Raw genomic sequence first — 13,421 nt, forward strand, 5'->3', positions numbered from 1 at the left:
CGGCGGGTGAGGCCCCATCGTCTAGCGGTCCAGGACTCTGCCCTTTCACGGCAGCAACACGGGTTCGAACCCCGTTGGGGTCACGAGGTACTCTAGGGTGCTTCGCATATTTGAATAGCAAGGCCCTGTGGCGCAGTTGGTTAGCGCGCCGCCCTGTCACGGCGGAGGTCGCGGGTTCGAGTCCCGTCAGGGTCGCTCATACGTCGAGCGACAAGCAGTACATCGCAGCAAGGCCAGGTAGCTCAGTTGGTACGAGCGTCCGACTGAAAATCGGAAGGTCGGCGGTTCGACCCCGCCCCTGGCCACAGCAGAAAGGGGCCTTCGCGGGCCCTTTTTTCGTCCTCACCAACCTGCGGGGTAGTGAATAACCTCCCGAGCGGTTAGCGTTACTCACTCCCCCGCGGATCCTGTAACGGCCCCTTGCGCGTAGCCCGGATCCCGGCGACCAGGCCGACCGCCGCGCTGATAACTCGGCGTTAGCATCGATGCATGGACATCACGCCCTTCGCGCCCACTATCGATTCCGCGGCCATCGAGGATCTTCGACGGCGGCTGAGTGCCACTCGGTGGGCGACGCAGGAGACGGTCGACGACTGGTCACAAGGTATGCCGTTGGCCTACCTGCAAGATCTGTGCGCGTACTGGGCGAACGACTACGACTTCGGACTCGCCGAACGAGTGAGACGCTTTCCCAACTTTCGTACGACGCTGGCCGGCGGCGGAAGCGAACCCCTCGAGATCCATTTCCTGCACGCGCGATCACCCGAACCGGATGCATTTCCGCTGGTGCTGACGCACGGTTGGCCCGGGTCGGTGGTCGAGTTCTTCGACGTCCTCGGCCCGCTGACTGATCCCGCTGCGCACGGTGGTGATCCTTCCGACGCGTTCCACGTGGTGGCTCCCTCGCTGCCGGGCTATGGCTGGAGCGCCAAACCGACCCGTCCGGGGTGGGGCGTATCGCGGATCGCCGACGCATGGGACGAACTCATGCTTGGTTTGGGATACGTCCGGTACGGCGCACAGGGCGGTGATTGGGGCTCCATGATCACCACCACGCTTGCCCAGGCCCATCCCGAGCACCTCGCCGGCATCCACGTCAACATGGTGAACGTCGGGCCGGACCGTACGACGCTCGACGACCTCACCGCCGACGAACAGCGCGCCCTGGCGGCGATGGAGGAGCACCGGCGTACCGGCATCGGGTATTCCACCCAGCAATCCTCCCGGCCGCAGACGCTCGGGTATGGGCTGAATGATTCTCCGGTCGGGCAGGCGGCGTGGATCGCGGAGAAGTTCTGGGCCTGGTGCGATCACAATGGCACGCCCGACTCGGCGCTGAGCCGTGAGCAGATGCTCGACGACATCTCCCTCTACTGGTTCACCCAGACCGCGACGTCATCGGCGCGGCTGTATTGGGAAAGCTTCGGTGACGCGCCGAAGGCGAACATCACCGTGCCGAGTGGAATCTCCAACTTCCCCGGCGAAATCTGGCGTCCGTCGCGTCGCTGGGCCGAACGCCGCTTCACCGACCTGCGCTGGTACGAGGATCTACCTCGCGGTGGTCACTTCGCAGCTTGGGAACAACCGGAGCTCTTCGTCGACCAGATACGCGGGTTCTTCCGCCTCGTGCGCTGAGCCCGGCGCGTTGCCTGCTCCGGGCTGGATACGCGGCTACACATCGCGCCGTCGGATGACCAGTACCCCGATGGGCAGGACCGCCATCGCCCGTGAGCTATATATCGGCGTCGCTAACTTTCACCAACCTGCGGGGCAGTGAGTAACGATCCCGAGTGATGAGCGTTACTCACTACCCCGCGGATCCTGCTAGCGCGCCTTGCGCATGGCCCGCACTCCGACGACCAGGCCGACCACCGCGACGGCGCTCGCCGCGACCAGTCCGGCCAGGAGTTCGCCTGCCGGCCACTGGCCGGCGAATAGCGCCCGCTCGGCCTCGACGACATACGTCAACGGGTTAATGCTCGAAAGCACCTGCAACCAGCCAGGTGCGCCGTCGATCGGCAAGAGCATCCCCGCCAGCAGCAGCACAGGAAACAGGAATGTCTGCTGTACAACCCAAAACATCCAGTCGCGACCGATCGACGCGAGCGCCAGCGAGTACGAGAGAGCCGACACACCGACAGCGAAGATCGCCATCAGGAGCACACCGACCAACACGCCCGCCAGATGCAGTTCAAACGAGAACGGAGTGGCGACGGCGACGATGATCGCCGCCTGCGCAATCATCGGCAGGATTTCTTTCAACGCGCGTCCGGTCAGTAACGCAGACCGGCGAAGTGGTGTGACGATCATCCGCTCGTGGGATCCGGTTTGCGTCTCCAATAGCAGGTTCGATCCGACCATCGACGAACCCATCAGACACGACATCGCGACGATTCCGGGCACGAACCATTGCAGGGCCGACCCGCCGTCACCGGTTATGGAATCGGGTAGCAGCGGCGCGAACAACGCCAGAAAGAACAGCGGCTGCACCACCGCGAACACGACTTGGAACGGGTCATTGAGCAGCGGTCTGATCTCCCGTGAGAACACGGTCCAGACGTCCGCGAGCCAAGTGGTGCGGGTTAGCTCGACCCGCTCACGCAGTGTCGCGTTGTCGTGGGTGGGGGTTGAAATGGCAGTCATATCGGGAATCTCCAAACTGAGGTTAGGCGGCGTCTTCGCGTAGGCTTCGGCCGGTCAGGTCGAGAAATACGTCGTCCAGGGAGGCAGGAACGACTTTCACCGAGACCGCGGGGTTGCTCGTGTGTACTGCTTCGGCCACGGTCTTGGCGGCGTACTCTCCCCCATTCGGGTGGCGCTCGGTCAGGGTGCGTCCGTCGGCAAAGCGCAAGGCGACCGAATCGCCGATGCGGCGTTTGAGCACGTCCGGTTTGTCGTCAGCGATGACGACTCCTTGATCGATGACCACAACCCGCTGAGCGAGAGCGTCCGCTTCATCGAGGTAGTGGGTGGTCAGCACAATCGTGGTCTGATGCGCCTCGTGCAGCAGCGAGATCTGCTCCTGCAGGTTCGCACGGTTCTGCGGGTCAAGCCCGGTCGACGGTTCGTCCAGAAATAGCAGGCGCGGGGCATGGATCATGCCGAGCGCGATGTCGAGTCTGCGTCGTTGTCCGCCGGACATCTCTTGCGCTTTGCGATCGACAAACGAGGACAGGTCGAGCCCATCGATCAACAACTCGGCCCGCCGCCTGGTATCGGCTCGTGACATTCCGTACGCGCGGCCCTGGCCGAGTAGTTCATCGCGTCCGCGCTGGATATGAGCCGCGCCGTTTCCCTGGCCGACGTAGCCGATGTTGCGGCGTACCTCGGACGGATCGCGGCGTACGTCGTGGCCCGCGACGTACGCCGTTCCGCTGCTCGGCGGCAGGAGCGTGGTCAGCATGCGCAGCGTGGTCGACTTTCCCGCGCCGTTGGGGCCCAGCAGCGCGACGAGTTCGCCGTCGGCAATATCCAGGTCGAGGTCGCGTACGGCGCACACATCGCCGCTGCGGCTTGAGTACGTCTTGGTGAGGTCACTGGTGCAGATCATCGAATCGGTCATGACTCAACGATCTCCGGGTTTCCGGTCACTTTTTGACCGGAAACGAAATTAGATTAAGAAACATGGCTAGCACCAGTTCACGCATGCTCAGATTGCTCTCGCTGCTCCAGACGCATCGCTATTGGCCCGGCATGGAGCTCGCCGACCGACTCGAGGTCTCCGAACGGACGCTGCGCCGCGACGTCGAACGCCTGCGCGAACTCGGATATCCGGTCGACGCCACGCGCGGTCACCGAGGCGGATATCAACTGCTGGCCGGCGCCGCATTACCTCCCCTACTGCTGGAGGACGACGAAGCGGTGGCGATTGCGCTCGGTCTCCGCGCGGCGGCCGGCGGATCGGTCCGCGGCATCGAGGACGGTGCGCTGCGCGCCTTGACCAAGGTGATGTCAGTGATGCCGCCGGGCCTCCGCCGACGCGCCGAAGCCGTGGCGTCGATGACGGTGCAGCCTGGGCGCGGACCCGCCCTCGACGCCGTCGTACTCACCCGCCTGGCTCAGGTCTGCCGCGACCACGAGCGAGTGCGGTTCACGTATTCGGCACAATCTGAGTCCGACCTGGCCCATCGCCACGTTGAGCCGCACTCGGTACTGTCACTGAACACTCGCTGGTACTTCCTCGCCTTCGATCTCGATCGTCACGACTGGCGAACCTTTCGCGTCGATAGGATCAGCGACGTGCAGTCGGCGCGCACGCGGGTGCCGCCGCGAGCATTACCCGACGGGCTCGATCCCGTCGCGTTCGTACGTCAAAATGCAGCGCGGCGCCCACGCCGCCACGAGGTGCACATCCTGGTTCGCGATCGTGCGGTGGATGTCGCGCACGCCATCCTGGGTTGGGGCCGCGTGGATCCCGCGACGTTTCCTGGCGCCGAGGGCGGGCCGGCTTGCCGGATCACCATGGCCACAGACGATCTGACCTCGGTCGTGTGGCTACTGACCGAGCTCGACACCGACTTCATCGTCGAGCAGCCACGCGAACTTGCCGATCTCCTGCAGCGGGTAGGCGAGCGGTTCACGGCGACCGGTTAGCCGAATCAAATTCGGTCACCGGATCTGCGGTGGAGTTACCTACGGTCGTCCGTCAATATCGTTGGCGACTCCACCGCAGGTTCGACCTGCCGCGTGTGACGCGGCAGCAGGAACGCCAGCAACGTGACGACTAACCCGGTGCCGATCGCGAATGTCCACGCATGATGGAATCCGGCGATACCACCGGTCGCGGCGACCATGGCGATCGCGACGGATACACCAATCGTGGTGCCGATATTGCGTGCGGCCTGGCTGGCCGCGGCGCCCTGCCCGAGTTGATCCTGCGGTAGGTCTCGTACCGCGGCGGAGTTCAATTGCGGCATCACCATTGCTACGCCGATCGCGCCGAGCACCTGCGCAGGAAGGTAATGCGCGAGATACTGCGGATGTTCGGTCGCCATCAGGATGAAGTACGCCGGCGCGCTCGCCCACACCAGCCCTCCGGGGATCAGTATGCGGCGCTGCCCAACCCGACCCGCGAGCTTGCCGAATCTCGGCGCGAGGACCGCCACGATCGCGGGGCCGATAGCGATCGCGAATCCCGCTTGGATGACGGAGTAATCCCAGATCTCGGTCGTGAACAAGACATTGCACAGGAACACGACGCCAAATCCCGCCGAGTACACGCACGTAGCCAGGTTTGCCCACCGGAAGCCGGCGGAGGAGAGCAGTTCCAGATCGAGCACCGCGTTGTCGATCCGGCTCGATCGCCAGACGAAGACTGCACCAAGCACCACCGCGACGCCGACCGACAACCCGAGCACGCCACTGAGCCAGCCGACTCGTTCGGTCTGAACGACTCCGTACGACAGCGCCGATACCGCGGCGATCACCAACGCGATGCTCCACGGGTCCGGTATTCGCCCGCGCACAGATTCGCGCCCCTCAGGCAGCACCCGCCGGCCAAGGAGGTAGCTCGCGATCCCGACCGGCACATTGATGAAGAACACCCAGGGCCAGCCAAGCGTCTGAATCACGATCGAGCCCAGCGTTGGGCCTGCGGCGCCCGCCACTCCGCCAATGGCGCCCCAAATCGCGATTGCGCGCGGCTGCTCGGGAGCGGGGAACGTCTGCAGGACGAGCGCCAGCGACGAGGGCACCATGGCGGCGGCACCAAGAGCTTGCAGCACGCGGCCGACGACGAGCAGTTCGACCGATGGCGCGACTCCGCAGAGGACCGAGGCGGCGGTAAACGCGATGACGGCACCGAGGAACATCCGCCGACGCCCGATACGATCGGCAATCCGGCCGGCCGGGATGAGCACGGCCGCGAAAACGACGGTGTAGGCGTTCAGCACCCAGGCCAGCCCTGATGCGGTGGAATCGGGGAACGCCGCACTGATCGACGGAAAGGCCACGTACAGGATCGACGTGTCCAGGAATACGGCGAACACCGACATGCCGGTCGAGAGCAGAACGAGGCCCGGCTTGGACGACGGCACATGCACCTCCGAGTGGGATCACGAGCGACATCCACTCGGTGGTTTAATTTTTACACTATGCCTCGGGAGGTGTCAGCAGCAGTGCGGCCAATACCGCAGCGGCGGCGGCGCCGGGACCCTCGACATGGCCAGTGAACGTAGATTCCCCTCGGCGTACGGAAGCGAGGTTGCCCGCGTCGACGTGCAGGTGTACGACGTCCGAACTTGAGCTGTCCGCGTGCTCGCGCACACCGGCTACGCCGTTCTCAACGACCAGATCAGCCCTCGACCCGTCGGCGGCATGCACAATCACCAGTGGCGGCAACTTGTCGCTCATCGCCCACGGCAGTAGGAAAGCACGCGTGGACCGATACGCATTGACCGGCTCCGTGGGCTCACTCGACAGCCCCCGCACGCCGAAGCGGGCAATCGCCCGCAAGACCGGGATGACCGCCCGACCTTCTTGAGTGAGCCGGTAACCGCCTTCGTCTCGAGCGACCAATCCGTCGGCAACCATCGTGCGCATGCGGGTAGACAACAGGTTCGACGCCAGCCCCGGCAGGGCCCGCTTCAGTTCGTTGAAGCCGCGCGGTCCCCCGACCAACTCCCGACAGATCAGCAGCACCCACCGGTCACCGATCAGATCGAGGCCGGCCGCAACCGGGCAATATTGCCCATAACTGCGTTTAGCAACCGCGCGCTCACGCATTAGTCCTCCACGGCCTTCTCGCTGGAGGCCCACACTACGACGCGCCGCGCTACTTCGACTATCGCTTGCGGCGATCAAACGTACCGAAGGTCGCGATGCCCTCGGCGATCTCGGTACCGTCGCTGGGCCGCAGGACCGTCGCGCGCACGATCACGATGCGCTTGCCGCGTTTCTGCACACGCGCGTTCGCGATCAGTTCGTCGCCGAGTTCGGCACGGTTCAAGAAGGTCAGGTTCAAGGTCGCGGTGGCGGCGCCTTGGCCGTCTGCAGCCACGACCGAGCCGACGGCGTGACCCATTGCGCTATCGCACATTGTCGCGATCGCGCCGCCGTGCAGGATGCCGCCACCATTTAAGTGATCCTCGGTCACTGTCATCCGTGAGGTGGCGAAGCCCGGCTGCTCATCGTCAACCGTGAGTCCGATCAACCGGCGCAGTCCGCGTCGAATCGTGGTGGACATCCTCATCCCTTCATCGCAACAGGTGCGTGAGCCAGCGACTCGCGCTTGGTCACCCTACCGAGCAGTTCCCTGCGCGCTCGGGCACGGGTCCGCGCCGGCTGACACGCACCATTCATCGCACTGGCCGTCGGCGCGGACCAACTTCGCGCGAATGCTGCAAATCTCGCAGCAAAATCGGGCATGCATCGCTGTGGGTGCGACGCATGGCCGATTTCGCTGCGTTTTTGGATCGCGGATCGCTTCGCTCGCATCGAACTCAGGCTCGATAGAAGAGTGTGCGGAGGCGGCGACCGACGAGTTAGTGACCTGGCTTCCAGCCCAGTGCAGGGCCGAGATGTTGCGCCATGTCGTGGATGATCTGCAGGTAGTCCTCGTGCGCGAAGGTAAACGGCAGCGCGAAGGCGACCTCATCCACGCGCTGAAAGCCGGCGTGCTCCCCCAATCGCTGCGCGAGTTGTTCGCTGGTACCGACAAAGTCTGGCGAGAACACCATCCCGCGCGGCCCTTGCGGGGACGTTGTCCGTTCGAACCGGCTGGCGGCGTACGCCTCGTACCGCTCTACTTGCTCAGCGGTGGCCGAGTCCGTCGGGATCACCACCAGCCCTTGGCTCACTCGCCCGACGGGCCGATGCGGATGCGCTCGCCGCCACGTTTCGCGGTAGACGTCGATATGTTCAGCCTGAATCGTGGCGAAGTCGCGAGATTCGGTGCCACGAATATCAACCACCGAACTCGTCAGGTAGTTGAGCCCGTTGAGCGCAGCCCACTGCGCCGAATCACGCATTCCGCCGTACCAGAGGCGGTCGATCAGCCCGGGGCTGTGCGGCTGTACGCGACGCGAGTAATCCTCGATGCCCACGCGCCCTTCGAATGCGCTCAACTCGTCGCCCCGCAATGCAGCCATGAACCGCTCGACGCGACGCTTGGAGAAGTCCTCGACGTCAGAGGTATCCGGGTACAGCGACGACTTCACATCATCGAATCGCATCGGCGGGCCAACCGAAATGCCAGGATTGACGCGCCCTCCCGACAGCAGATCGACGGTGGCAAGGTCCTCGGCCAGTCGGACCGGATTTTCCCACCCCAGCGGGATAACCGCCGTGCCCATTTCGATCCGGTTGGTTCGTTGGCTCGCGGCCGCGAGCATCGCCACCGGCGAGGAAATCCCATGCTGGAAGTGCCGATCGCGCAACCACACCGAATCGAACCCGAGTTGCTCGGCAAGTTCGATGATGCCGAGAGTCTGCTCGTGGCCGGCCGCCGGATCCTGCGGATCAAACAGACCGATCGTCAGAAAACCAAACCGGCGCACAGACATTGTCGGACTCCTCGCGATGAAGGCGCCCGTTCCTCGGGCGCACACGAAGCAGTGTAGTTGAACATTCACCCATCACTGAGCGGGCCAGCGGTTCGGCCACGCCGACTACCTGTCATCACCCGGTCGGAGAGTTCAACGGCATAGCGAACAGGTCGTCGACGAACCGGTGCGCGCCCACCGCAAAGTCTCGCCGTCCTACGGCTCGCATGCCCCATTTGGCGTAGAACGTGCGCGCCCGCGCATTCTCATCGTTCACGCCGAGCCACAACGCCACGCAACCGGCCGCACGCGCACCGTCGATCACCGCCTGCATTAACGCCGCCGCGATCCCATCGCCGCGCCAATCGGCGTCGACATACAACTTCGACAGGTACGCCGTCCGCTCACCGGAGAACTCGCTCGGGACCTCGGCGTGCACGTCATCGATCCACAGCGCGTAGCCATGCACCGCGCCGTCCGCGGACGCGAGCACGACGTGAGCATCGGGCTCGGCAATCCACGACGCGAACCTCGCCGCGGACAACTCCTTATCGATGAACTCCTGCACGTATTGGCGTGACAGCCACGGTGGGCAGGCATCGCCGAACGTACGTGCGGCGAGCGCCGCGACGATCTCCGCGTCCTGCGGGGAGTCGGTGTCGGCGACTTCAATCGACGTCGCATCCATGGCGCTCATCGTAATAACCGAGCCAGGGCGCCCGTCCGGCGAATCTGCAGTCTTGTTTCCATAGACCCCAGCGGGCAATACTGGAGCGACCCGAGCACGCCGGCGCCCTCGCGAGAGACGGTGCGCAGTAGACGCCACGGCCTCTTGCGCCGGTGATGCGGACGCGCCTCGGGCTGCGCGGCCGTGTTCACGAGTTGAGGATCGCTTTCGCCGCGCGACTCGGACGAGGGGAGACAGATGAGCGACGATCCAGGGGTGCTGGCCTATGCCAGCTATCTGCCACACCACCGACTGCACCAAGCGTCTATCACCGGCGTACTAGGCGGAAAGCCCGGCAAGCGGGCACGCACGGTCGCGTCGTACGACGAAGACACCACGACCATGGCGATCGAGGCGGCTCGCGCGGCGCTACGGGCCAATCAAGGTGATCCGGCGTCATTGCTGTTCGCCAGCAGTTTCCCGGCGTACGCCGACAAGACCAACGCGACGACACTGCACGCGGCGCTGAATCTGCCTCGGCAGGTGCGCGCGAGCGATCAGTGTGGGTCGGTGCGCAGCGCGGTCGCCGCATTGCTGGGCGGATTCCATCAATCGGGCACCACGCTCGTCGCGATGTCCGACACGCGCGTCGGACCGGCGGGTTCTCCCGACGAGATCGGCAGCGGCGACGCGGCCGCAGCATTCGTTGTCGGGTACGGCGATCCCGTGGCAACGCTGGTAGGCACCGCGAGCGCAACCGCCGAATTCCTCGATCGCTGGCGCGCGCCGGGCGATGCATGGTCAGCGTCCTGGGAAGAACGGTTCGGTGAGGACGTCTACCTGGAGTTAGCAACCCAGACGTTCGAGGACGCCTGCGAGCGCGCGAGCATCGGTGTCGGGGAGATCGATTCGCTCGCCATCAGTGGACTCTCCCCGCGTGCCGCGAAGCGATTCACTGCTTCGCTGGACCTCACCGACGGCGTGCTCGCCGATGACCTCAGCGCCGCGATCGGGTACACCGGCGCCGCGCACGCTGGCGTTCAGTTGGCCGATGCGCTGGATCGCGCCGATCCCGGCGACGTCATCGCGCTGGTGGTGCTCGCCGACGGTGTTGATGTGCTCCTGTTGCGCGCAACTGCAGCGCTCGCCGACCGACGGCAGCGCGAGTCTGTCGCCGCACAGATCGCGCACACCGATGACACGCTGGACTACGCGAGTTTCCTCACCTGGAAGGGATTGCTCCAGCGGCCGCAACCACGTCGACCCAATCCCGAGCGGGCAGTCGCTCCGGCGTCCTACCGTGGTGTCGGCTGGAAATTCGGATTCGTCGGTAGCGCCTGTGAAAAGTGCGGGACCCGACATCTGCCACCGCAACGCGTCTGCTTGTCCTGTCACGCCGTCGATGCGATGCGTGATGAACCGATGGCTGACGAACCGGCGCGGATCGCCACGTACACGATCGATCATTTGGCCTTCTCCCCCGCACCACCGACCGTCGGCGTCGTCCTGGACTTCGACAGCGGCGGACGGTTCTCTTGCGAACTGACCGACTGCGACCCGGAAACCGTACACGTGGGGCAACGGGTCGAGCTCACCTTCCGCAAGATCTCTGAGGCGAGCGGCATACACAACTATTTCTGGAAAGCACGCCCGATCCACGCGGATACCGGCGGAAAGGAAGCGCAGCGATGAGTTCACATGGCATCAAGGATCGCGTCGCGATCATCGGAATGGGATGTACTCGGTTCGCCGAGCACTGGGACAAGTCCGCCGAAGACCTGATGGTCGACGCGGTAACCCAGGCGCTGGACTCTGCCGGCGTCGACCGCGACGCAATCGACGCGTACTGGCTCGGCACACTGAGTTCCGGCAACTCCGGAATGCTGCTATCGAAGGCACTCAAGATCGATTACAAGCCGATCACTCGCGTGGAGAATTTCTGCGCGAGCGGATCGGAGTCCTTCCGTAACGCCTGCTACGCCGTGGCATCCGGCGCCTACGACATGGTGATGGCGGTCGGCGTCGAAAAGCTCAAGGATTCGGGCTATTCGGGACTCACCACCGGTGGCGCTCCGGACGACGGCACTTCCCTGAGCCTCACCGCGCCAGCGAGCTTCTCGATGCTGGTTCCGGCGTACGCCGAGAAATACGGCATCGCGCGCGACGAAATCAAGCGAGCCATGACGCGGGTGGCCTACAAGAACCACTACAACGGGGCGCGCAACAGCCTCGCGCAGTTCCAGCAGGAAGTACCGGAGGAAAAGATCTCGAACGCCACCACCGTGGCCGGCGACCTCGGCGTCTTCGACTGCTCCGGCGTCAGTGACGGATCGGCGGCCGCGATCATCGTGCGGGCCGAGGATGCACACAAGTACACAGACAAGCCGATGTACGTGAAGGCGTTGTCGTTCGCGGCCGGTCCGGGGACGGGCTCCTACGACCCGAACTACGACTACACGACGTTTGAGGAGGTCGTGCAGTCGAGCAAGGATGCCTACCAGCAGGCAGGCGTGGACGATCCGGGCAATGACCTGATGATGGCCGAAGTGCACGATTGCTTCACGCCGACCGAACTTGTGCTGATGGAGGACCTCGGGTTTTCCGCGCGAGGGGAGGTTGTCGCCGACACGCTGGCGAACAAGTACGCGCTCGACGGTGAACTCCCGGTCAACCCAGACGGCGGGCTGAAGAGTTTCGGCCACCCGATCGGCGCGTCCGGACTGAGGATGCTGTACGAGTGCTGGCTACAGCTGCGCGGTGAGGCACCGCCGGAGCGCCAGATCAAACAACGCGGGAAGCAGTACGGCCTCACGCACAACCTCGGCGGCAGGCCGGGCGAGTGCGTGTCATTCGTATCGATAGTTGGGGCCGAGAAAGGTTAGCGGCCACGGCGCCTCCCAGATGTTGATCCTGTCTTCCACCGTATGAGATCGCGGGCGTAGCGTCGGGCATCATGCCCTCCGAATCCGCCGCCCCGTCCGCACGTCGCTGGCTCATCCTGGCGATCGGGGTGCTGGCACAGACGTCGGCCTGCGCCTTCGTATACGGCATTCCGCTGCTGGTGCCGGTGCTGCGCGATTCGCTGCACCTCGACCTCGCGACCGCTGGGGTGTACGTCGCGCTACCGACATTCGGTTTACTGCTGACGTTGATCGCGTGGGGTGCTGCCGCCGACCGGTACGGCGAACGCATCGTGATGTCCTCAGGCATGGCGATTACCGCGGTCGCCGTTGCGGCGGCCGCGTGGATCGACACTCCCGGTGGCGCGCTGATGACACTGCTGGTCGTCGGAGGCGCTGGTGCGGGGTGCGTCTTCGCGGCCAGTGGCCGCATGATCATGGGGTGGTTTCCGCGCACCGAGCGCGGGCTGGCCATGGGAATCCGGCAGACAGCCCAGCCCTTGGGCGTGGCGTTGGCGGGTTTCGCGCTACCGTCGCTCGCGCTCGCGCACGGCGTGTTCGCTTCGTTGCTGCTGCCCGCAGCGTTGTGCCTGCTGTCGGCCGTTTTGGTCGCGACGTGCGCACCCGACCCGCCGCGTCCACCGCGCTCGCAAATGGTCGGTACGCCGTCGCCGTACCGCACACCTCACCTATGGCGGATTCATGCCACCAGCGCGCTGTTGGTGGTGCCGCAGTTCGCGATCGGCGCGTTCGCAGCCGAGTACTTGGTGCGCGAACAGGGCTGGAGTGCGACATCGGCCGGCGCGTTCGTCGCGACCGTGCAGATCGCGGGTGCAGCCAGCCGCATCGGCGCCGGCTGGTGGTCCGACCGCGTCGGGTCCCGGTTACGACCCACCCGTCAACTCGCGATCAGCGTGACTATCGTGATGCTGGTCTTCGCGCTCGGTGACGCGCTCGCCGCTCCGCTGGCAATCGCGATGCTGGTCGTCGGCGGCATCCTGAGCGTCGCCGACAACGGCCTCGCGTTCACCGCTGTCGCGGAGGTGGCCGGCGTCGCGTGGTCAGGACGCGCGATGGGGATTCAGAACACCGGCCAAAACCTGCTCAGCTCCGGCACCCCGATCGCGCTCGGCGCGTTGATCGGTTCAACCGGGTACGCCGCCGGTTTCGCAATCGCCGCGCTCGCGCCGTTCGCGGCTATCTTCGTGGTGCCAGTGCGCGATGAAGGTCCGCCGACCTGGTGATCCCTGGCTGGCTCACCTGGCGATCGCCGGCCAGGCCGCCGGGCGACGGCCTTCACCGGCTCGGACGCAGTCCGCCGACTTGGTGCTCCTGGTCGGCCAGATCCGCAACTAACCCGCCCCACGACCGGCA

12 protein-coding genes and 3 tRNA genes are annotated in these 13,421 nt (G+C 65.0%); 8 read left to right on the forward strand and 7 right to left on the reverse strand.

Annotated elements, in window-relative coordinates:
- Positions 1-10: 10 nt before the first annotated feature.
- The 4 genes from E1H16_RS01985 (at position 11) to E1H16_RS02000 (ending at position 1,635) form a co-directional block, all read left to right on the forward strand.
- Positions 11-83 (forward strand) — tRNA-Glu (locus E1H16_RS01985).
- A 38-nt stretch (positions 84-121) separates the two neighbouring features.
- Positions 122-195: transfer RNA gene (locus E1H16_RS01990), tRNA-Asp, on the forward strand.
- A 36-nt stretch (positions 196-231) separates the two neighbouring features.
- A tRNA-Phe gene (locus tag E1H16_RS01995) sits at positions 232-305 on the forward strand.
- A 184-nt stretch (positions 306-489) separates the two neighbouring features.
- Positions 490-1,635: an epoxide hydrolase family protein gene (locus tag E1H16_RS02000; RefSeq protein WP_134322000.1), complete on the forward strand. Its 1,146-nt coding sequence runs from the start codon at positions 490-492 to the stop codon at positions 1,633-1,635.
- Between the two features lie 189 nt (positions 1,636-1,824).
- On the opposite strand, the gene E1H16_RS02005 is transcribed toward E1H16_RS02000, so the two are convergent.
- A complete protein-coding gene (locus E1H16_RS02005) occupies positions 1,825-2,643 on the reverse strand; it encodes an ABC transporter permease (RefSeq protein WP_134322001.1) in 819 nt (272 codons plus the stop codon).
- A 22-nt stretch (positions 2,644-2,665) separates the two neighbouring features.
- Positions 2,666-3,562, reverse strand: a complete 897-nt coding sequence (locus tag E1H16_RS02010; protein WP_243837571.1) for an ATP-binding cassette domain-containing protein — start codon at positions 3,560-3,562, stop codon at positions 2,666-2,668.
- A gap of 62 nt (positions 3,563-3,624) precedes the next feature.
- On the opposite strand from E1H16_RS02010, the gene E1H16_RS02015 reads away from it, so the two are divergent.
- A complete protein-coding gene (locus tag E1H16_RS02015) occupies positions 3,625-4,593 on the forward strand; it encodes a helix-turn-helix transcriptional regulator (protein ID WP_134322002.1) in 969 nt (322 codons plus the stop codon).
- 35 nt (positions 4,594-4,628) lie between these two features.
- On the opposite strand, the gene E1H16_RS02020 is transcribed toward E1H16_RS02015, so the two are convergent.
- From E1H16_RS02020 to E1H16_RS02040, 5 genes are all read right to left on the reverse strand, one after another.
- On the reverse strand, positions 4,629-6,035 hold the full coding sequence (locus tag E1H16_RS02020; protein WP_134322003.1) for an MFS transporter: 1,407 nt from the start codon (positions 6,033-6,035) through the stop codon (positions 4,629-4,631).
- Positions 6,036-6,090: 55 nt separating this feature from the next.
- Entirely contained in the window at positions 6,091-6,723 is a 633-nt protein-coding gene (locus E1H16_RS02025) for a winged helix-turn-helix transcriptional regulator (RefSeq protein WP_134322004.1), read from the reverse strand.
- A 58-nt stretch (positions 6,724-6,781) separates the two neighbouring features.
- Positions 6,782-7,183 (reverse strand): PaaI family thioesterase, encoded by a 402-nt coding sequence (locus tag E1H16_RS02030; RefSeq protein WP_166741584.1) that lies wholly within the window; start codon positions 7,181-7,183, stop codon positions 6,782-6,784.
- 298 nt (positions 7,184-7,481) lie between these two features.
- Positions 7,482-8,501 carry an LLM class flavin-dependent oxidoreductase gene (locus E1H16_RS02035; protein WP_134322006.1) on the reverse strand — a complete coding sequence of 340 codons (1,020 nt, stop codon included), beginning with the start codon at positions 8,499-8,501 and terminating at the stop codon, positions 7,482-7,484.
- Between the two features lie 115 nt (positions 8,502-8,616).
- A complete protein-coding gene (locus E1H16_RS02040) occupies positions 8,617-9,177 on the reverse strand; it encodes a GNAT family N-acetyltransferase (protein WP_134322007.1) in 561 nt (186 codons plus the stop codon).
- 228 nt (positions 9,178-9,405) lie between these two features.
- Between E1H16_RS02040 and E1H16_RS02045 the strand changes: the two genes are divergently transcribed.
- The 3 genes from E1H16_RS02045 (at position 9,406) to E1H16_RS02055 (ending at position 13,291) form a co-directional block, all read left to right on the forward strand.
- Complete coding sequence (locus E1H16_RS02045) at positions 9,406-10,839, forward strand: OB-fold domain-containing protein (protein WP_134322008.1); 1,434 nt, start codon at positions 9,406-9,408, stop codon at positions 10,837-10,839.
- The gene (locus tag E1H16_RS02050) at positions 10,836-12,029 is read left to right on the forward strand and encodes an acetyl-CoA acetyltransferase (protein ID WP_134322009.1); all 1,194 of its coding nucleotides are present in this window, start codon (positions 10,836-10,838) and stop codon (positions 12,027-12,029) included. The genes E1H16_RS02045 and E1H16_RS02050 overlap by 4 nt, the downstream gene beginning before the upstream one ends.
- 71 nt (positions 12,030-12,100) lie before the next feature.
- Complete coding sequence (locus tag E1H16_RS02055) at positions 12,101-13,291, forward strand: MFS transporter (RefSeq protein WP_134322010.1); 1,191 nt, start codon at positions 12,101-12,103, stop codon at positions 13,289-13,291.
- The last annotated feature ends 130 nt before the right edge of the window (positions 13,292-13,421 follow it).

Source organism: Cumulibacter soli (genome assembly GCF_004382795.1).
GTDB lineage: Bacteria > Actinomycetota > Actinomycetes > Mycobacteriales > Antricoccaceae > Cumulibacter > Cumulibacter soli.